Origin of the sequence: Pseudomonas abyssi (assembly GCF_002307495.1) — a bacterium.
GTDB lineage: Bacteria > Pseudomonadota > Gammaproteobacteria > Pseudomonadales > Pseudomonadaceae > Halopseudomonas > Halopseudomonas abyssi.
Genome location: NZ_NTMR01000002.1, coordinates 388,936 through 408,422 on the forward strand (window position 1 = coordinate 388,936; position 19,487 = coordinate 408,422).

The following is a 19,487-nucleotide window of genomic DNA, read 5'->3' on the forward strand; positions in this document are numbered from 1 at the left end:
CGCGCATGAGCAGCCCCCTGCAACTGTGCTGGCTGCGTGGCGATCTGCGCCTGCACGACAACCATGCACTCTGGCACGCCAGCCAGAAAGGCCAGGTGCTGGCCGTGTTTATCACCACGCCGAACGACTGGCGCGCCCACGACGACGCACCGATCAAGATTGATTTCTGGCGCCGCAACCTGGTGGCGCTGCAAGCACAGCTCGCTGAGCGCAACATAGCCTTGCGCGTGCTGCAAGCCGAGGCCTGGGACGATTGCCCCGAGCTGCTCGTCGAGCTGGCGCAGGAGCTGAAGGCCAGCGCCCTGCACTTCAACAACGAATACGGCCTGCACGAGCAGGCCCGCGACGCCGCCGTTGCGGCGACCTTCAAGGACGCAGGTCTGGACTGCCAGCGCTATACCGACCAACTGCTGTTCGAGCCAGGTAGCCTGACGACGCAGAACGGCACCATGTACAAGGTGTACAGCCAGTTTCGCAAACAGGCCTATGCCAGCCTCCATCGGCGTCTGCCGGACTGTCTGCCCGCGCCCAGGCGCCAGCCGCCGCATGCCATTGAGAGCGATCAGCCGGCGGCCGGCTTTGACTCGTTCGAGCGCCCAACTGATGACCAGCAGGCACTATGGCCTGCCGGTGAAGAGGCCGCTCTGGAACGCCTGGAACACTTTTGCGCCGACCTGCTGCAAGACTACGCCGAGGACCGCGACCGCCCCGACCTGGATGCCACCAGCCGCCTGTCGGCCTATTTTGCTGCCGGCGTACTCTCGCCCCGCCAATGCCTGCACGCAGCGCTACGCGTCAACCAGGGCGAATTTGACGGCGGCAACCCCGGCGCCGTGAGCTGGATCAACGAGCTACTCTGGCGCGAGTTCTACAAGCACATTCTGGTCTGCTATCCGCGTGTCTCCCGGCACCGTGCCTTCCGCCCGGAAACCGAGTCGGTGCGCTGGCGCAACGACCCCAAGGGCCTGGCCGCCTGGAAAGAGGGCCGCACGGGTATCCCGCTGGTCGATGCCGCCATGCGCCAGCTGCTGGCGACCGGCTGGATGCATAACCGGCTGCGCATGGTCAGCGCCATGTTCCTGACCAAAAACCTGCTGATCGACTGGCGCGAAGGCGAGCGCTGGTTCATGCAGCACCTGATCGACGGCGACCTCGCAGCCAACAACGGCGGCTGGCAGTGGAGCGCCTCGACCGGCACCGATGCCGCGCCCTACTTCCGTGTATTCAATCCGGTCAGTCAGTCCGAGAAATGCGACCCGGACGGCAGCTTCATTCGCCAATGGCTGCCGGAACTGGCCGGGCTGCCTGCGCGCGACATTCATCTGCCGCCCCAGGCCGACCTGTTTGCCGACAGGCCTGCCTACCCTGCCCCTATTGTTGACCTGCGCAGCAGCCGTCAACGGGCCATCGACGCCTTCCGCGAAGCAGGAGAAACCGCATGATCAGTCAACAGCAGATCGATGCCTTCGCCCAGGGCTTCGCCAGTCTCAATCGCGACAACCTCGAGCGCCTGGCCGAGCTGTACCACCCCGAGGTGCAGTTCACCGACCCGCTGCATCAGGTGCATGGCCTGCCTGCGCTGGAGGCTTATTGCAGCAACCTCTACAGCAATCTGAACAGCGTACGCTTTGAATTCGGCCAATGCTCGCCGGTGGATGACGAGCAGGCGCTGCTGTGCTGGACCCTGTACTACCGCCACCCCCGACTGGCCGGCGGACGCGAAGTCAGCGTTCCGGGCGTAAGCCAGGTGTGGTTCCGCGACGCCAAGGTGTACCGACACCGGGATCACTACGACGCGGGCGCCCTGCTGTACGAACACATACCGCTGCTCGGCAGCGTCATACGCTTACTCAAGAGACGACTGACATGAACCATCAACGTAGAATCTGGTTAACCGGCGCCTCCAGCGGTATCGGCCTGGCACTGGCTGAGCAACTGGCCGCACAGGGCCACCGGGTAGTCATGACCGCGCGCCGCCGCGAACCCCTGCTGGCACTGGCCGAACGCTACCCCGATCAAGTCCTCGTGGTCACCGCCGACCTCACCGATATCCACGCCGTGCGCGAGGCAGCAGAGCGTATCGATACCGCCTGGGGCGGCCTGGACTGGGCTATTCTTAACGCTGGCACCTGCGAGTACATGGAACTGCCGCACTTCTCCGCTGCCCTGCTGGGCCGGGTCATGCAAGTAAACGTGCAGGGCACCGCCAACTGCATCGAGGCAGCCCTGCCACTGCTCCGACGCAGCAGCGCGCCGCGTCTGGCGGCGGTGGGCAGCAGCGTGACCTATCTGCCGCTGCCACGCGCCGAAGCCTATGGTGCCTCCAAGGCCGCCGTGCGCTACCTGATGCAGTCGCTGGAGCTGGACCTGGCCGAAGAAGGCGTGGCGGTCACCCTGGTCAGCCCCGGCTTTGTCGACACCCCGTTGACCGCCAAAAACGACTTCGCCATGCCGATGCGCGTCAGTGCAGAAGAAGCCGCCCGCCGCATACTGCGCGGGCTGGAGCGCGGCCAGCGGGAGATCCGCTTCCCCGGACGCTTCATCAGCGTATTGCGCCTGATCGCTGCACTGCCGGCCGGGATACGCGTGGCCTTGACCCGTCGCCGTCGCAAACCTGAAGTCGGCGCACGACAGGAGCTCAACTGATGCGTATTGCTGTTGTCGGCAGCGGTATTGCCGGCCTGGTGGCGGCGCACCTGCTGTCGCGTCGCCACGAAATTACCGTGTTCGAAGCCAATGACTGGGTCGGCGGGCACACCCATACCGTCGATGTCGAGGTGGCGCAGCAGCGCTACGCCATCGACACCGGGTTTATTGTGTTCAATGATTGGACCTACCCCAATTTCATTCGCCTGCTCGACAAACTCGGCGTGGCCTCGCAGCCCACCGAGATGAGCTTCTCGGTGTGCGAACCGGCCAGCGGTCTGGAATACAACGGCAACAACCTCAACAGCCTGTTTGCCCAACGCAGCAACCTGCTGTCGCCCAGTTTTTTGCGCATGCTGTTCGATATCCTGCGCTTCAACCGCGAAGCCCTGACCGATCTGGAAAAGCCGGAAGCCAACACCCAGACCACCCTTGGCGACTACCTGCGCGAGCGCCGCTACAGCCGCTGCTTTATCGACCATTACATCGTGCCTATGGGATCAGCCATCTGGTCGATGTCGCTGCGCGACATGCTGGACTTTCCGCTGGCCTTCTTTGTCCGCTTCTTTCACAACCACGGACTGCTGTCGGTCAGCAATCGGCCACAGTGGCGGGTTATCCAGGGCGGCTCGCGCAGCTACGTTCCGGCGCTGACCGCGCCCTTCGCCCGCAACATACGCCTGAACTGCCCGGTCCAGCGCATTCGCCGCGATGCCCAGGGCGTCAGCATCATCAGTCGGCAGGGCGAGGAGCGCTTTGATCGGGTGATACTCGCCTGTCACAGCGACCAGGCGCTGAACCTGCTGGAGCAACCCAGCGACGCAGAGCAGGCCATTCTTGGCGCCATTCGCTACGCCGACAACGACGTGGTCCTGCATACCGACACCAGTCTGTTGCCAAGCCGGCGACTGGCCTGGGCCAGCTGGAACTACCGGCTTGGTGGCGATCCGCATAATCCCGCCGCGTTGACCTACAACATGAACATCCTGCAGGGCATACAGGCGCCGGAAACCTTCTGCGTCAGCCTCAATCAGACCGAGCAGATTGACCCCGCGCGCATCCTGGCGCGCTTCAATTACGCCCACCCGCAGTTCAGCCAGGCCGCGAGCGCTGCCCAGCAACAATGGGAATCACTGCTTGGCGAGCAGCACACCTTTTTCTGCGGCGCCTGGTGGGCCAACGGTTTCCATGAAGACGGGGTGGTCAGCGCCCTGCGCGTGGCAGCCCACTTCGGAGAGTGCCTCTGATGCCCCTTGCCAGCGCACTCTACAGCGGCCAACTGCAGCACCGGCGGCATCAGCCGCGCGGGCATCAGTTCCGCTACCGGATCACCTTGCTACTGCTCGATCTGGATGAGCAACCCGAGGTATTCGGCCTGAGTGCACTGTGGAGCGGTCGCTGGTGGTCGCCGATGCGTTTTGTCGAGAATGACTACCTGCGTACCGAGCGCCAGCCAGAGGAAAACCTGAAAGCCTGCGCCCAGCGCCTGGTGCGCGAGCAGTTGGGCCTAACGCTAGACGGCCCGGTCCGCCTGCTGACGCAAATTCGCAGCTTCGGCATGCTGTTTAACCCGGTTTCGTTCTTTTATTGCCATGACCGGAGCGGGCAACTGCGAGCGATCATCTGCGAAGTCACCAATACCCCCTGGGGTGAACGCTTCAGCTACCTGCTGGAAACCGACCCCGAGCAGCCTCGCCAGCACTTCAGCCTGGCCAAGCGCTTTCACGTTTCACCCTTTTTGCCCTGCGACGCCGAGTACCAGATGCACTTCAGTACGCCGGCCGAGCGCCTGCAGGTGCGCATCGAGCACCATCAGGACGGCCAGCGGCTGTTCGACGCCAGCATGGGCCTGCAGCGCCAGCCGCTCAGCCCGGCGCTACTGCGCCGCGAGACAGTTCGCTTCCCCTTCATGGTGCTGCGTACCGTCAGCGGCATCTACTGGCAGGCCCTGCGTCTGCTGCTCAAAGGCATACCGTTGTTTGACCATGCGCCCGCCGCGCAGTCGGTGGCAGCGCATTCGCGCAAGGAGTCCGGACATGAAACCGAGCAGACCTGAACTCACCTGCAGCACCGCGCAAGAACGCGAGGGCTGGCTGCAACGCCTGTGCCGCCAGGCCGTGCTGTCTCGCCTGAGGCTGTTGCAGCGCGGCACCCTGCGACTGCACCTGGAGGGCGAAACCCTGGACTTTGGCCAGCCCGATCACGATGGCCTGCACGCCGACATTCGCCTGCACGATCCGGCCGCCTGGGGGCAGATTGCCTGCAATGGCAGTGTCGGTGCCGGCGAGGCCTACTTTCAGGGCATGTGGAGCACGCCAGACCTGACCTCGGTAACCCGCCTGTTTGTGCGCAACCTGGATGTGCTCGACGCCATGGAAACCGGCCTGGCACGGCTCGGGCAGCCGGCGCTGCAGTGGCTGCATCGTCTCAACCGCAACAGCCTGAAGGGGTCACGGCGCAATATCAGCGCGCACTATGATCTTGGCAACGACCTGTTCGAACGTTTGCTGGACCCCAGCATGATGTACTCGGCGGCGATCTTTGCGCCCGGCAGCGACGACCTGCACGCCGCCCAGCTGAACAAGCTGGAACGCATCTGCCGCAAGCTGGAACTGACTGCCGACGATCACCTGCTGGAAATTGGCACCGGCTGGGGCAGCATGGCCATCTATGCCGCCCAGCATTATGGCTGTAGGGTGACCACGACCACCTTGTCGCAGGAACAATACCGGCTGGCCGAGGAGCGTATTGCGCAAGCCGGCCTGCAGGACCGCATCACCCTGCTGCTCAAAGACTACCGCGAACTGGAAGGCCAATACGACAAGCTGGTATCTATCGAGATGGTCGAGGCCGTAGGGCACGCCTACTTTGCTACCTACTTCAAGGCCTGCGCCGCCTTGCTCAAACCCGATGGCCTCATGCTCCTGCAGGCCATCACCATCCGCGACCAACGCTACGAACAGGCACGTCGCAGCGTAGACTTCATCCAGCGCTATATCTTCCCCGGCGGCTCCCTGCCCTCAGTCAGTATCATCGGCGAGCTGACCCGGCGACATACCGATCTGGCCATGCTGCATCTGGAAGATATCGGCCTGCACTACGCCCGCACGCTCCGTCACTGGTACCACAACCTGCAGCGCTACCGTGGTGAGCTGGCGCAACTCGGGTATGATGACGCCTTTTTCCGACTCTGGGAGTTCTACCTCTGCTACTGCGAGGGCGGCTTCCGCGAGCGCGGCATCGGCACAGCGCAAATCCTGCTTGGCAAACCTGATGCGCGCCCTGGAGAAACCATCTTGGGGGAGTGACATGCCTGACCGGCGACTGATTGCCAATGCCGTGCTGTTCCAGCTCGGCTGGCTGGCCTGCGTACTGGGCGGCAACAGCTACTGGCTAGCGGTGCCGGCGGCGGCCTTGCTGGTGCATTTTTTCTGGACCAGCAGTTGGGCTGCCGAAGGCAAACTGGTGGTCTCGGTGATGCTGGCAGGCGCCGCGCTGGACTCCTTCCTGCTGCAGTTGGGCGTATTGGAATTTCGCGACCAGGACACGCTGGTGCCGCTATGGCTGGCCGTGCTCTGGGCGCTGCTGGGGACGACGCTGAACCACTGCCTGGGCTGGACCGCCAAGCCCATCTGGCGGGCAGTGCTACTGGGCGCTGTTGGCGGGCCGCTCAGTTACCTGGCCGGCGCACGGCTGGCCGATGTCGGTTTGCCGCTGGGTACCCCCACCACCCTGGTGCTGCTGGGCTGCATCTGGGCCTTGGTCATGCCAGTGCTGCACGGTTTTGCTCACCTTTACCGCGAGCAATATCGCATGCAGCAGTTGGCTAACAAGCGCCGCGGGGACGCATCCTGACCGCCGTCAGATCGGGTGACGGTAGTAGAGCGCGGCCTTGTTGATACCCTGGTTGGGCTGTTTGATACCGGCGTTGGAATAGTGGTAGTAGCGCAGCCCTACTTCCGCCCCCGAGGTGAAGCGCATACCAGCGCCAATGCGGTCCTCGAACTGGAATTTGGACCCCAAGTCACGACGGTTGTCCAGGTTGGTTTCGGTAAACACGGCGGCACCGATACCGCCCTCGATAAAGGGCGTCACGCCACCATTACCCGGAAAGCTCAGGGTAAACACCGGGGTCAGGGTGACACTCTCTGCGTCCAGCCCGCTCCAGTGGGTGTAGCCGGCATCCCAATAGCCACTGATTACCGCGCCACCGCCATCGCTTTGCCACAGCGTACGGCCGAAATCGAACTGCAGGCCCAGGCGCAAGGTGTCGGTCGATTCGTTGGTATGCCCCCCTTCCAGGGTAATACCATCGAGGGCGTATACGGATGAACTGCAGGCCATAATCGACAGCATACTTCCGATTATCAATGAACGTCTCATGCGTCTTCTTCCTTAATTATCGACAAATCACGCTAGATAGACCGCGAATTCACGCAAAGTTCTCCCAACAGGAATTTTTCCTGCCCATTGCGATTTCTACACCGGCAGTGCAGCAACCGGCCCCTCATCGCCCCAGAGCACGGGTAGCACGGCCCGCATCTGCTGCGGATCGCCACTGGTCCAGAAACGCACTGACGCCGTACCCGTGGCGCGCAGCAAGCCACTCTCGGTCAGTCTCGCCTGCACCTGGCGGGCAACCGCTTCGCCGGTATCCACCACCTGCACATCGGGCGGCAGCATGGGCCCCAGCAGCGGCTTGAGGAAAGGGTAGTGCGTACAGCCCAGAATCAGCGTATCGCAACCGGCAGCCAGCAACGGCTGAACATACTGGCGCAGCAGCATCGTCACCTCCGGGCCGTCGAGATCACCGCGCTCGACACATTCGACCAGCCCCGGACAGGGCTGGGCCAGCACCTGCACATCACGGGCAAAGCGGTCCAGCAGGGCAGCGAAGGTCGCACTTTGCAGCGTCCCGGTGGTAGCCAGCACACCCACCTTGCCATTGCGGGTGGCCCGTGCGGCCGGCTTCACCGCTGGTTCCATGCCGACGATCGGCATATCGAAGATCCCGCGCAGATCATTGACCGCAGCCACCGTAGCGGTGTTGCAGGCCAACACCAGCGAACGGGCGCCCCGCGCAATGAGGAATTCGGCGATATGTCTGCTGCGCTGACGAATCACCTCAGGAGACTTTTCGCCATAGGGCACATAGCCGCTGTCAGCCACATACAGCAGGTCTTCGCTTGGCAGCAGCCGGCGAATTTCACGTAACACCGAGAGGCCGCCCACACCTGAGTCGAAGACACCGATAGGGCAACTCATGCGCGCGCGCCACAACAGGCACAGCCCGGGTCACGGCGCACCCGCAGCTCGCGAAAACGACCGTCCAGCGCATCAATCAGCAGCAGACGCCCAACCAGCGGTTCACCAAACCCGACCAACAACTTGAGCGCCTCCAGCGCCTGCAGGCTGCCGACCAGGCCCACCAGCGGCCCTACCACGCCGGCCTCGCTGCAGCTGAGCGCCTGCTCATCACCATCACCGTACAGGCATTGATAGCAGGGGCTATCATCGCGGCGCGGATCAAACACGCTGAGCTGCCCTTCAAGACGAATGGCGGCGCCCGACACCAGTGGCTTACCCAGTTGCACGCAGGCGCGGTTGACCGCATGCCGGGTCGCAAAGTTATCAGAGCAGTCGAGCACCAGATCAACCTCGCCAACGGCTGTCAGCAGCGCATCGTCCGCCAGCGCGACCGGCAACTGACGACAACCAACCTGCGGGTTGATGGCAGCCAGCCGTTCGGCGGCAGAGGCTACCTTGTCACGACCAATGTCGGCTGCGTGATGAATGATCTGCCGCTGCAGGTTGGTCAGATCGACCTGATCCGGATCGGCGAGCACCAGTTCGCCCACCCCGGCAGCGGCCAGATACAGCGCGACCGGCGAGCCAAGTCCGCCGACACCGACAATCAGCACCCGGCTATCGAGCAGCCGCTGCTGGCCGTCGACATCAATCTGCGGCAACAGAATCTGTCTGCTGTAGCGCAGCAACTGCTGGTCATCCACGCCATTGCCCTCCGGTTACCCGTTGCTGGCCACCAAGATCACGCCAACTCTGAACCTGCTCAAAGCCTCGCTGGCCCAGCAGCTCTGCGACGGCTTGGGCCTGTTGCCAGCCATGCTCAAACAGCAGCCAGCCACCCGATTGCAGGTGATCGGGCACCTGTTGCACGAGCCGGCGAATATCATCCAGACCGTCAGCGCCACTGACCAGCGCGCTGCCAGGCTCAAAGCGCACATCGCCCCGCTGCAGGTGCGGATCATCTGCCGCAATATAGGGCGGGTTGGACACAATCAGGTCAAACTGCCGACCGGCCAGCGCACTGAACCAGTCGCTCGGCTCAAAATGGGCATTATCGATCTGCAGACGCTCGGCATTAGCGCGCGCCAGCGCCACAGCCTCGGCGACCCGGTCGACCCCGGTCAGCTGCCAGTCAGGGCGCTCGACCGCCAGCGCCAGCGCGATCGCACCGGTGCCGGTGCCGAGATCCAGGACCTCGGCAGGCCCCTGCGGCCCCAGCTCCAGCGCCACCTCAACCAAACGCTCGGTGTCCGGGCGTGGAATCAGCGTGCTTTCGCTGACGTCCAGCTGCAGGCTCCAGAAGCCTTGCGAGCCGAGCAGGTAAGCCACCGGCACGCCGCTGCGGCGCTGCCTGATGAGCTGTTCAAAATGACGCAGCTGCTCCGCATCGGGCTGGCGTTCAGGCCAGGTACGCAGATAGGACCGGGGTTTGCCGATGGCGTGGCACAGCAGCAGCTCGGCGTCCAGCCGCGCGGTGTCCGAGTCAGGCAACTCGGCGCTGGCCAGCAGCTCGGCCAGGGTTGGCGTCATGCCGACTCCAGCGCTGCCAGCTGATCGGCCTGATATTCACGCAGCAGCGGCTCGATGACGTTGTCGAGGTTGCCGGCAATGACTTCATCCAGGCTATAGAGGGTCAGGTTGATGCGGTGATCGGTCACCCGGCCCTGCGGGAAGTTGTAGGTGCGGATGCGCTCGGAGCGATCGCCCGACCCCACCAGCGAGCGGCGGGTATCGGACAGCTCTTTCTCCTGTGCTTCGCGTTGCTGATTGACCAGCTTGGCCTGCAGCAGGCTCATGGCGCGGGCGCGGTTCTTGTGCTGCGAGCGCTCGTCCTGACATTCGACCACAATGCCGGTGGGCAAGTGGGTCAGACGAATCGCCGAATCGGTCTTGTTGACGTGCTGCCCACCAGCGCCGGAGGCGCGGTAGGTGTCCACTCGCAGGTCCGCCGGATTGATCTCGATGTCGGCCTGCTCGTCCATCTCGGGCAGGATCGCCACGGTGCAGGCAGAGGTATGAATACGGCCCTGGGACTCGGTCTCCGGTACTCGTTGCACGCGGTGCGCACCGGACTCGAACTTGAGCTTGGCATACACAGACTGGCCTTCCACCCGCGCAATGACTTCCTTGTACCCGCCGTGCTCACCGGGATTCTCAGACAGCACCTCGACACGCCAGCCCTGGCGCTCAGCATAGCGGCTGTACATGCGGAACAGGTCGCCGGAGAAAATGGCGGCTTCATCGCCGCCGGTGCCGGCGCGAATTTCCAGAAACACGTTACGGTCGTCGTTCGGGTCTTTCGGCAACAGCAGGCGGTTCAGCTCTTCTTCCAGCTCGGCCAGCTGCGCCGTATTGGCGTCCAGGTCTTCCTCGGCCATGGCCCGCAGGTCCGGATCGCTATCCTTGAGCAGGCTGCGCGCCTCCTCGATATCACCCTGCACGCGGCGCCACTGCGCATAGCACTTGACCGTCCCTTCCAGCTCGGCGTACTCCTTGGAGTAGCTGCGAAAACGCGGCTGATCGCTGATTACCTCGGCGTCGCTGAGCAGCGCCGCCAATTCTTCGAAGCGCTCGCCGAGGGCGTCCAGCCGGTTCAACAGGGATGCTTTCATGAGTCGCCTTGTGAGGAGTTGTTACGGTTGCCCGGCGCCGAGTCGCCCAGGGCAAAGAGTTCCTGTGCCAGCGCCAGCGCTTCCACCCGCCCCTGCGCCGTCATCTGCTTGAGCTGCACACTGGGGTCGTGCAGCAATTTATTGGTCAGCATGCGTGCCATTTCGGCCATCACCAGCGCCGGATCAGCGCCGCGCTGCAGCTTGGCCAGCGCCTTCTGCAGTTCCTGATCGCGGGCCTGCTCGGCCTTTTGCCGGTAGCTGCGCAGCACATCCACCGCCGCCAGCGCCCGCAGGCGCTGCATGAAATCGCCAGTACCCAGTTCAATCAGACGCTCCGCAGCCTCGGCCGCGCCTTGACGCGAGCGCAGGTTTTCCTCAATCACCTCGTGCAGGTCATCGACGGTATAGAGATAGACATCTGACAGGCTACCAACCTCCGGCTCGATATCCCGGGGTACGGCGATATCAACCATGAACATCGGCTTGTGCCGGCGCTGCTTGAGCGCACGCTCCACCGCGCCCTTGCCAAGGATCGGTAGCGGGCTGGCGGTGGAGCTGATGACCACATCACACTCGGCCAGAATGTCCGGGATCTGGGTCAACACGATGGCCTGACCGCCCAGCGGCTCGCTTAACAGCTCGGCGCGCTGCAAGGTGCGGTTGGCGACGATAATACGCCCCACGCCCTGCTCGAACAGGTGCCGTGCGACCAGCCCGATGGTCTCGCCCGCGCCGATCAGCAAGGCGGTACTGCGGCGCAGGTCGGCAAAGATCTGGCGTGCCAGGCTGACCGCAGCAAAGGCCACCGAGACCGGGTTTTCGCCAATCGCGGTGTCGGTACGCACCTGCTTGGCCATGCTGAAAGTGCTCTGAAACAGCCGATCCAGATAGGGTCCCAGCGTGCCGGCGGTACGCGCGGCCTGCCAGGCATCCTTCATCTGGCCGAGAATCTGCGGCTCACCCAGCACCAGCGAGTCGAGGCCGGCGGCGACACGCATCATGTGATGCACCGCGCCCGCGTCCTGATGCAGGTAACTGGAACGGCGAATCTCATCTGCGGTCATACCATGAAAGCGGGCGACCCATTCCACCAGCCGCTCGGCGTCGAGCCGATCCTGAGCGCAATACAGCTCGGTGCGGTTACAGGTGGAGAGGATGGCCACTTCATCGGCGCCCGCTTCGGCGCGCAGGCGCTGCAGGGCATCGGGCAGCTGTTCGGGCGAGAAGGATACGCGCTCGCGCACCTCCACCCCTGCGGTCCGATGATTGATGCCCAGTGCAATAAAACCCATGATGCCTCGTATTGCGAGAACGGAGCTGCTGCCAAAAACGTGCAATTGTCCTATGTTAGTTCAAGCCAATCAATCGCCAGATGCCCAACAGCGCCTCCGGCCATGGCGACAGAACGCCGCGCAGGCCGCTGGCAGCCGCTGGGTTTGCCCGCACGCCTGTGTCATGATGCCACCTGCTGTACCGCGCTTGCGCGCTCCACCAAGGCAGGCCAACCGTTTTGCATGAGACTTCCTATTCTATGAAGGTGTTTTCCGCATCCACCCTGCCCGCCCTGCTCGCAGCCGGCCTTCTGCTCAGTGGCTGCAGCAGCCTGTCCCAGCCGGACGCGCCGGCCGCACCAGCAAAGCCGCCGGCCAGCAGTGAAACCGACAGCACAGCCGACACCCCGGTCACCTATGGTCGCTTTCAGCAGGACACGCTCTATGAGCTGTTGAGCGCCGAAATTGCCGGCCAGCGCAACCGCTTTGACCTGGCACTGGACAACTACCTGCGCCAGGCCCGCAGCACGCGCGACGCCGGCATCAGCGAACGCGCCCTGCGTGTCGCCGAGTTTCTCGGCAATGAGCCGGCGGCCCTGGAAATGGCACGGTTGTGGGTAGAGGTCGCACCGCAGGACCCGGAAGCCCTGCGCTCAGCCGCCATTCACCTGGCACGCACCGGTCGCCACGAGCAGGCCATGGATATGATGCAGCGCGCACTGGAGCTGCATGGCGAAACCCATTTCGATTTTCTTGCCCTGGCCGCAGCCGACACCGATGCGACCACACGCAACGCCTTGCTCGACAGCCTCGAACGCATGAACGACCGCTTCCCGGACAACACCCAGCTGGTCTTTGCCCGCGCCCTGCTATTGCAACAGGCCAATCGCAACGCCGAAGCACTAGCCCTGCTGGAAGAGCACCCGCATACGGACGAGGCGCCGCCCGCCATCCTCCTGCACAGCCGTCTGGTGGCTGAACAGGATATCGAGGAAGCCACCGAGATTCTGTATCGCGGGCTGGAGAGCTTTCCGGATGACACCCGCCTGCGCCTGATGCTGGCACGCACCCTGGTCAGTGAAGGCAACTTTGCCGACGCCCGCACGCAGTACGCCAAGCTGGCCCGCGACAACCCGGACGAACCGGACCTGCAGCTGTCGCTGGGGCTGATTGAGCTGGAACTGGGCCAGGCCAGCGACGCCGTCATTCATCTGCAGAACACCCTGCAGCTGGCACCGGGCAACAATACCGCCCGCTACCACCTGGGCAATGCCTACCTGGCCGCGGACCGCCCCGACGACGCCCTGCTGACCTGGCAGAGTATCGACAGCGGCACCGAACTACTCACCTCCCGCGTGCAGATGGCGCGCCTGTTGCTGGAGCAGGACCGCATCGCCGCCCTGCAGGCACAGTTGCAACAGGATCGTGATCAGCACCCGCAACACGGCCTGGCATTGTTCCAGATCGAAATAGAAGCGCTGCTGCCGAACCACCCGGAGCTGGCCATCCAGCAGGCCAACACCGCCCTGCAGGCCTACCCGAACGACAGCAATCTGCTCTACAGCCGCGCCATGCTGCACGAGATGCTGGGCAACCCACGCGGCCTGGAAGAAGACCTGGGCAATATCATCGCCCGCGAGCCGGACAACGCCATGGCGCTGAACGCGCTGGGTTATACCCTGGCCGATCGCAACGAGCGCCTGGACGAGGCGCTGGCCCTGATCAAACGCGCCGCCGCCCTGGATCCCAGCGACCCCGCCATTCAGGACAGTCTGGGCTGGGTCTGCTACCGCCTGGGTGATCTGGACCGCGCCGAAGCCCTACTGCGCGACGCCTACGCCGCCTACCCTGACCAGGAAGTCGCCGCCCACCTGGGCGAGGTGCTCTGGCGCCAGGGCAAGGAACGCGAAGCCCGCAAGATCTGGCGCGAGGCGCTGGAACACAGCCCCGACAGTCAGTTGATCCCCGCCACCCGCGACCGCCTGGAAGCCGAATAAGCCATGCCCCTGTTGCACCGCATCCTGCTGGCCTGCCTGCTGCTGACCCTGACCGCCTGTAGCAGCCTGCATCAGCGCGAAACCCTCGAACTGGGCGGCGACGAAGCCGCCTGGAAAACCCATCGCAGCGCCGTCGAACCCATCGACAGCTGGATCTTGCAGGGCAAGCTGGGCATTCGCAGCCCCCAGGAATCCGGTAGCGGCACCCTGTTCTGGCTACAGCGCCAGCAGTACTACGATATCCGCCTGTCCGGACCACTGGGCCGCGGCGCCACGCGCATCCAGGGTGACCGCCAGCAAACCACACTGGAGATCGCCGGGCGTGCCCCGGTGACCGCAGAATCCGCCGAGCAGCTGGTAGAAGACCAGATTGGCTGGCGTCTGCCAGTCGACCATCTGCTCTGGTGGGTCCGGGGCCTGCCGGCACCGGATTCGCCCAGCCACCTGCAACTGGACAGCAACAGTCGCCTTGGCCGCCTCAGCCAAAGCGGCTGGACCGTAGAATACAGCCGCTACCAGCAGGTCGACGGTGTCGAACTGCCACAACGCCTGCAGATTTCCGGTCACGACCTGCTGCTGACCCTGGTCGTCACCGAATGGAAGCCCGGTCTCAGCGAATGAACAGCACCACACTCAGCCTGCCCGCCCCCGCCAAACTGAACCTGTTTTTGCACATCACCGGTCGCCGCGCCAACGGTTACCACGAACTGCAGACCCTGTTTCAGTTTCTCGACTATGGCGACACCCTGCATTTCAATCGGCGCGACGATGACCAATTGCAGCTGCTGACCGATCTGCCCGGCGTCGATGCCGAAGACAACCTGATCATGCGTGCTGCGCGCCTGCTACGCGAAGCCAGCGGCAGCCAGCTGGGCGCCGACATACGCCTGGAGAAAGTGCTGCCGATGGGCGGCGGCATTGGCGGTGGCAGTTCCGACGCGGCGACCACTCTGCTCGGCCTCAACCAGCTATGGCAAACCGGCCTGTCGCTTGAGCAATTGGCCGAGCTCGGCATCCGCCTGGGCGCCGACGTGCCGGTGTTCGTGCACGGCAAGGCCGCCTGGGCCGAAGGCGTCGGCGAACAACTGACGCCAGTGGAGCTGGACGAACCCTGGTTTCTGGTCGTGGCGCCGGACTGCCACGTCAGTACCGCAGAAATTTTTTCCGACCAGAGGTTGACGCGCGATACATCGCCCATTACATTAGCGGCCTTCCGTGAGCACGGTGGTCGGAATGACTGCTTGCCGGTTGTCACAACGCGTTACCCTGAAATTCGTAACACGTTGATCTTGCTAAACAAATATTGTGAGGCTAAGATGACCGGGACTGGCAGTTGCTTGTTTGGGGCCTTCCCAAACGAATGCGAAGCTGATAAAGTTCGCGCCCGGTTGCCAGCCACACTGCGAAGTTTTGTAGCACGAGGTTGTAACGTTTCACCGTTACACCGAGCACTGCAAAAGCAAGCATGACGGATGCAGCCGTGCATCCGGACAGATACAGGGGCGTCGCCAAGCGGTAAGGCAGCAGGTTTTGATCCTGCCATGCGTTGGTTCGAATCCAGCCGCCCCTGCCATTTTTCTCTCCGGCAGCAATCACGTACAGAACAGATTCATGTCTGACTGGTTGAGGCCTCCCGGCATTCCCGCAGACCTGAATCTTCCGCCAAGACCGCTACCCAAAAAGGTAATGCTGCGTGTCCAAGATGATGGTTTTCACGGGGAACGCCAACCCCGATCTGGCACGGCGCGTCGTGCGTCAACTGCACATTCCGCTCGGCGACGCTACCGTCGGTCGTTTCAGCGACGGTGAAGTCAACGTCGAGCTGAACGAAAATGTACGCGGCAAGGACGTCTTCATTCTTCAGCCCACCTGCGCGCCAACCAACGACAACCTGATGGAACTGGTCGTCATGGCTGATGCCCTGCGTCGCTCTTCTGCGTCGCGCGTCACGGCGGTGGTCCCCTACTTCGGCTATGCCCGTCAGGATCGTCGCCCGCGCTCGGCCCGTGTTGCCATCAGCGCCAAGGTCGTCGCCGACATGCTCGACACCGTTGGTGTTGACCGCCTGCTCACCGTTGACCTGCACGCTGACCAGATCCAGGGCTTCTTCGATATCCCGGTCGACAACATCTACGGCTCGCCCGTCCTGATCGACGATATTCAGGACCAGCGTTTTGAAAACCTGATGATTGTGTCGCCGGACATCGGTGGTGTCGTTCGCGCCCGTGCCGTTGCCAAGAGCCTCGGCGTTGACCTGGCGATTATCGACAAGCGTCGCCCCAAGGCCAACCAGTCTGAAGTGATGCACATCATCGGTGATGTCGAAGGGCGCACCTGTGTCCTGGTCGACGACATGGTCGATACCGCCGGCACCCTGTGCCACGCGGCCAAGGCCCTGAAAGACCATGGTGCTGCGCAGGTCTATGCCTACTGCACACACCCGATCCTGTCGGGCAAGGCCATCGAAAATATTACCGGCTCGGTGCTGGATGAGCTGGTGGTGACCAACACCATCCCGCTGACCCCGGCCGCCGAAGCCTGCGAGCGCATCCGCCAGCTGGACATGGCCCCGATTGTGGCCGAAGCCATGCGCCGCATTAGCAACGAAGAATCCATCAGCGCCATGTTCCGTTAAGGAACCGGCGCTGGTTTACGCCCAACAAGGGCACAACCCTTCGCCCGATGCACTGGTCGCAAGTGCCCGGGTGAATTAGCAAGGAGACTACAATGGTCGACTTCTCTCTGAATGCGAAAGCGCGTAACGACCTGGGGAAAGGTGCGAGCCGCCGCCTGCGTCGTAACGCTGATCTGGTTCCGGCAATCGTTTACGGCGGCGACAAGGCCCCGCAAAACATCGCGCTGGAAGCTCGCGAACTGAAAAAAGCACTGGAAAACGAAGCTTTCTACTCCCACGTCATCAAGCTGTCCATCGACGGCAAGAAAGAAGACGTGCTGCTGAAAGCCCTGCAACGTCACCCGGCCAAGCCGCTGATCATGCACGCTGACTTCCTGCGCGTTGTTGCTGGCCACGAAGTCACCGTCCACGTTCCGCTGCACTTCATCAACGAAGACAGCTGCGTTGGCGTCAAGAAGAGCGGTGGCGTGATCTCCCACACCATGACCGAAGTTGAAGTGAACTGCCTGCCGAAAGACCTGCCGGAGTTCATCGAAGTCGACATGGCTGGCGTTGATCTGAACCAGATCGTTCACCTGTCTGATCTGAAACTGCCGAAAGGCGTTAGCATCCCGTTCCTGGCTCAGGGTCCTGACCACGATCTGCCGGTTGCCAACGTTCACGCTGCTCGCGTTGCCGCTGCTGACGACGCGCCGGCTGCCGAAGGCGAGGAGTCCGCGGAGTAATCTCCCGTACGACTTCTGAAGAGGGGCGCCCGTTGTGACGCAGGGAATCAAGTTGATTGCAGGATTGGGAAACCCCGGTCCGGAATACGAACTGACCCGCCACAACGCTGGCGCCCTTTTTGTTGAGCGCCTGGCCGCACGGCACAACGCCAGTCTGCGACCAGAGAGCAAGTTTTTTGGCCTGACTGCACGCATCAGCGTCGCCGGTCAGGATGTTCGCCTGATTATCCCCACCACCTACATGAACCGCAGCGGGCAGGCTGTCGCCGCGCTAGCGAGTTTCTATCGCATTGCACCGGAAGAAATCCTGATTGCCCACGACGAGCTGGATTTGCCGCCGGGCGTGGTCAAGTGCAAGAAAGGTGGCGGGCACGGCGGGCACAACGGTTTGCGCGACATCATCGCCAAACTGGGCAACAACAACGCATTTCACCGCCTGCGTCTGGGTATCGGCCATCCCGGCCACAGTTCGCAGGTGACCGGCTTTGTGTTGGGGCGAGCGCCCCGCTCCGAGCAGGACGCACTGGATGCCTGCATCGACGAAGCCATTGGCGAACTGCCCGGCATGGTCGAAGGCAACTGGACCGCAGTCATGCAACGCCTGCACAGCTTCAAGGCCTGAATCTCATTACGCCGAACCAACGGCAGAGGACAACACCATGGGTTTTAACTGCGGCATCGTCGGCCTGCCCAACGTCGGCAAATCCACTCTGTTCAATGCCCTGACCAAGGCCGGCATTGGCGCCGAGAACTTCCCCTTCTGCACCATCGAACCGAACAGCGGCGTGGTCCCCATGCCCGATGCCCGCCTGGACGCCCTGGCCGCCATCGTCAAACCCGAGCGCGTAATCCCCACCAGCATGGAGTTCGTCGACATCGCCGGCCTGGTAGAAGGCGCATCCAAGGGTGAAGGTCTAGGCAACAAGTTCCTGGCCAACATTCGCGAAACCGACGCCATCGCCCACGTCGTGCGCTGCTTTGAAGACGAGAACGTCATTCACGTATCCAACAGCGTCAACCCGCGCCGCGACATCGAAACCATTGATCTCGAGCTGATCTTTGCCGACCTGGAAAGCTGTGAAAAACAACTGCAGCGCGTTGCCCGCAACGCCAAGGGTGGCGACAAGGAATCGATCGCACAAAAAGCCCTGCTGGAACAACTGATCCCGCACTTTGAAGACGGCAAGCCCGCCCGCTCCCTGCTGAAGGACCTCAGCCCGGAGGAACGCCAGCTGGCCAAGGGCTTCCACCTGCTGACCAACAAGCCGGTAATGTACATCGCCAACGTCTCTGAAGAAGGCTTTGAGGATAACCCGCACCTGGACGTGGTGCGCGAGATCGCCGCCGAAGAAGGTGCCGTAGTCGTACCGGTCTGCAACAAGATCGAAGCGGAAATCGCCGAACTGGATGACGACGAGGAAAAGCAGATGTTCCTCGAAACCATGGGCATGGAAGAACCCGGCCTTAACCGCGTGATCCGCGCCGGTTACGAGCTGCTGGGCCTGCAGACCTACTTCACCGCTGGTGTAAAGGAAGTCCGTGCCTGGACCGTGAAGATCGGCGCCACCGCACCGCAAGCGGCTGCCGTGATTCACACCGACTTTGAGAAAGGCTTCATCCGCGCCGAAGTGGTCGCCTATAACGACTTCATCCAGTACAACGGCGAAAGCGGTGCCAAGGAAGCCGGCAAATGGCGTCTGGAAGGTAAGGAATACATCGTCAAAGATGGCGACGTGATGCACTTCCGCTTCAACGTCTGACGGTCTTGTCTGATCTCGGGGGCGTTCAGCAGGCTAGCCTGTTGAACGCCCTTGCTGCGCTTGTAGCGCGCCCAAAAACGCATTGATCGAGTGGCGCAATGCCCACTTGCCATGATGTCATGGCTACTCCTGCCAGCATTCTCTACGCTGACCTGTCAGCGCTCACCCCTGTGTTTCGCGAAGCGAATCACACCGCAGCAACACGGCCACCTCCTACAAGTCGGCCATATCAAGATGGTTCAAGTTGAGAATCCCATGCTGAACGGCAAACAGCGTCGCCATCGTGCGGTTTCTGATGCCGAGCTTTCGGTAAATTTCTTTCACGTAACCATCAACGGTATACATGCTGATGGACAGGATGTGCGCGATCATCTTGTTGCTCTTACCCATGGCAAGGGCTTGCAGCACTTGCCGCTCACGTGGCGTCAGCGGCAGCTGGCTTGAGTGGGAGAGTCCACTAGCGAGGTTATCCAGGGGCATGTTGGCTATCACTTTTCCGTTGCGATTGCCGCCTATCTTCCCCAGTGAACACGG

Annotated in this window: 21 protein-coding genes and 1 tRNA gene; 15 read left to right on the forward strand and 7 right to left on the reverse strand. The window is 62.7% G+C overall.

Annotation, left to right across the window (positions count from 1 at the left end):
* The first annotated feature begins 17 nt into the window (after positions 1-17).
* From phrB to CNQ84_RS02095, 7 genes are read left to right on the forward strand one after another with little or no spacing between them, the layout of a single operon-like run.
* Positions 18-1,442, forward strand: a complete 1,425-nt coding sequence (phrB, locus tag CNQ84_RS02065; protein WP_096003351.1) for a deoxyribodipyrimidine photo-lyase — start codon at positions 18-20, stop codon at positions 1,440-1,442.
* Positions 1,439-1,870 (forward strand): nuclear transport factor 2 family protein, encoded by a 432-nt coding sequence (locus CNQ84_RS02070; protein ID WP_096003249.1) that lies wholly within the window; start codon positions 1,439-1,441, stop codon positions 1,868-1,870. The genes phrB and CNQ84_RS02070 overlap by 4 nt, the downstream gene beginning before the upstream one ends.
* Positions 1,867-2,646 (forward strand): SDR family NAD(P)-dependent oxidoreductase, encoded by a 780-nt coding sequence (locus tag CNQ84_RS02075; protein ID WP_096003250.1) that lies wholly within the window; start codon positions 1,867-1,869, stop codon positions 2,644-2,646. The genes CNQ84_RS02070 and CNQ84_RS02075 overlap by 4 nt, the downstream gene beginning before the upstream one ends.
* Positions 2,646-3,893 carry an NAD(P)/FAD-dependent oxidoreductase gene (locus tag CNQ84_RS02080; RefSeq protein WP_096003251.1) on the forward strand — a complete coding sequence of 416 codons (1,248 nt, stop codon included), beginning with the start codon at positions 2,646-2,648 and terminating at the stop codon, positions 3,891-3,893. Before CNQ84_RS02075 ends, CNQ84_RS02080 begins: the two co-directional genes overlap by 1 nt.
* A complete protein-coding gene (locus CNQ84_RS02085; RefSeq protein WP_096003252.1) occupies positions 3,893-4,702 on the forward strand; it encodes a DUF1365 domain-containing protein in 810 nt (269 codons plus the stop codon). The genes CNQ84_RS02080 and CNQ84_RS02085 overlap by 1 nt, the downstream gene beginning before the upstream one ends.
* On the forward strand, positions 4,683-5,954 hold the full coding sequence (locus CNQ84_RS02090; RefSeq protein ID WP_096003253.1) for an SAM-dependent methyltransferase: 1,272 nt from the start codon (positions 4,683-4,685) through the stop codon (positions 5,952-5,954). The genes CNQ84_RS02085 and CNQ84_RS02090 overlap by 20 nt, the downstream gene beginning before the upstream one ends.
* A 1-nt stretch (position 5,955) precedes the next feature.
* A complete protein-coding gene (locus tag CNQ84_RS02095; RefSeq protein ID WP_096003254.1) occupies positions 5,956-6,501 on the forward strand; it encodes a DUF2878 domain-containing protein in 546 nt (181 codons plus the stop codon).
* Positions 6,502-6,507: 6 nt separating this feature from the next.
* On the opposite strand, the gene CNQ84_RS02100 is transcribed toward CNQ84_RS02095, so the two are convergent.
* The 6 genes from CNQ84_RS02100 to hemA all read right to left on the reverse strand — a co-directional run bounded on the left by CNQ84_RS02100 (position 6,508) and on the right by hemA (position 11,857).
* Positions 6,508-7,002 carry an acyloxyacyl hydrolase gene (locus CNQ84_RS02100; RefSeq protein WP_245841200.1) on the reverse strand — a complete coding sequence of 165 codons (495 nt, stop codon included), beginning with the start codon at positions 7,000-7,002 and terminating at the stop codon, positions 6,508-6,510.
* A gap of 123 nt (positions 7,003-7,125) precedes the next feature.
* The gene (gene murI / locus CNQ84_RS02105; protein ID WP_096003255.1) at positions 7,126-7,911 is read right to left on the reverse strand and encodes a glutamate racemase; all 786 of its coding nucleotides are present in this window, start codon (positions 7,909-7,911) and stop codon (positions 7,126-7,128) included.
* Entirely contained in the window at positions 7,908-8,657 is a 750-nt protein-coding gene (locus CNQ84_RS02110) for a molybdopterin-synthase adenylyltransferase MoeB (protein WP_096003256.1), read from the reverse strand. Before CNQ84_RS02110 ends, murI begins: the two co-directional genes overlap by 4 nt.
* Entirely contained in the window at positions 8,650-9,483 is an 834-nt protein-coding gene (gene prmC / locus CNQ84_RS02115; protein ID WP_096003257.1) for a peptide chain release factor N(5)-glutamine methyltransferase, read from the reverse strand. The genes CNQ84_RS02110 and prmC overlap by 8 nt, the downstream gene beginning before the upstream one ends.
* Positions 9,480-10,565: a peptide chain release factor 1 gene (gene prfA, locus CNQ84_RS02120; protein ID WP_096003258.1), complete on the reverse strand. Its 1,086-nt coding sequence runs from the start codon at positions 10,563-10,565 to the stop codon at positions 9,480-9,482. The genes prmC and prfA overlap by 4 nt, the downstream gene beginning before the upstream one ends.
* Complete coding sequence (gene hemA / locus CNQ84_RS02125) at positions 10,562-11,857, reverse strand: glutamyl-tRNA reductase (protein ID WP_096003259.1); 1,296 nt, start codon at positions 11,855-11,857, stop codon at positions 10,562-10,564. Before hemA ends, prfA begins: the two co-directional genes overlap by 4 nt.
* 239 nt (positions 11,858-12,096) lie before the next feature.
* Here hemA and CNQ84_RS02130 point away from each other — a divergent pair, with 239 nt between their 5' ends.
* The 8 genes from CNQ84_RS02130 (at position 12,097) to ychF (ending at position 18,953) form a co-directional block, all read left to right on the forward strand.
* The gene (locus CNQ84_RS02130; protein ID WP_096003260.1) at positions 12,097-13,833 is read left to right on the forward strand and encodes a tetratricopeptide repeat protein; all 1,737 of its coding nucleotides are present in this window, start codon (positions 12,097-12,099) and stop codon (positions 13,831-13,833) included.
* Positions 13,834-13,836: 3 nt separating this feature from the next.
* Positions 13,837-14,454 carry a lipoprotein insertase outer membrane protein LolB gene (lolB, locus tag CNQ84_RS02135; RefSeq protein WP_096003261.1) on the forward strand — a complete coding sequence of 206 codons (618 nt, stop codon included), beginning with the start codon at positions 13,837-13,839 and terminating at the stop codon, positions 14,452-14,454.
* Entirely contained in the window at positions 14,451-15,302 is an 852-nt protein-coding gene (ispE, locus tag CNQ84_RS02140; protein WP_096003262.1) for a 4-(cytidine 5'-diphospho)-2-C-methyl-D-erythritol kinase, read from the forward strand. The genes lolB and ispE overlap by 4 nt, the downstream gene beginning before the upstream one ends.
* Before the next feature lie 29 nt (positions 15,303-15,331).
* A tRNA-Gln gene (locus tag CNQ84_RS02145) sits at positions 15,332-15,406 on the forward strand.
* A gap of 120 nt (positions 15,407-15,526) precedes the next feature.
* Positions 15,527-16,468 (forward strand): ribose-phosphate pyrophosphokinase, encoded by a 942-nt coding sequence (locus CNQ84_RS02150; protein WP_096003263.1) that lies wholly within the window; start codon positions 15,527-15,529, stop codon positions 16,466-16,468.
* A 92-nt stretch (positions 16,469-16,560) separates the two neighbouring features.
* Positions 16,561-17,193, forward strand: a complete 633-nt coding sequence (locus CNQ84_RS02155) for a 50S ribosomal protein L25/general stress protein Ctc (protein ID WP_096003264.1) — start codon at positions 16,561-16,563, stop codon at positions 17,191-17,193.
* Between the two features lie 34 nt (positions 17,194-17,227).
* Positions 17,228-17,815, forward strand: a complete 588-nt coding sequence (gene pth / locus CNQ84_RS02160; RefSeq protein ID WP_245841202.1) for an aminoacyl-tRNA hydrolase — start codon at positions 17,228-17,230, stop codon at positions 17,813-17,815.
* A gap of 37 nt (positions 17,816-17,852) precedes the next feature.
* A complete protein-coding gene (ychF, locus tag CNQ84_RS02165; protein ID WP_096003265.1) occupies positions 17,853-18,953 on the forward strand; it encodes a redox-regulated ATPase YchF in 1,101 nt (366 codons plus the stop codon).
* A gap of 213 nt (positions 18,954-19,166) precedes the next feature.
* On the opposite strand, the gene CNQ84_RS02170 is transcribed toward ychF, so the two are convergent.
* Positions 19,167-19,433: a response regulator transcription factor gene (locus tag CNQ84_RS02170; RefSeq protein ID WP_065335925.1), complete on the reverse strand. Its 267-nt coding sequence runs from the start codon at positions 19,431-19,433 to the stop codon at positions 19,167-19,169.
* Between the last annotated feature and the right edge of the window lie 54 nt (positions 19,434-19,487).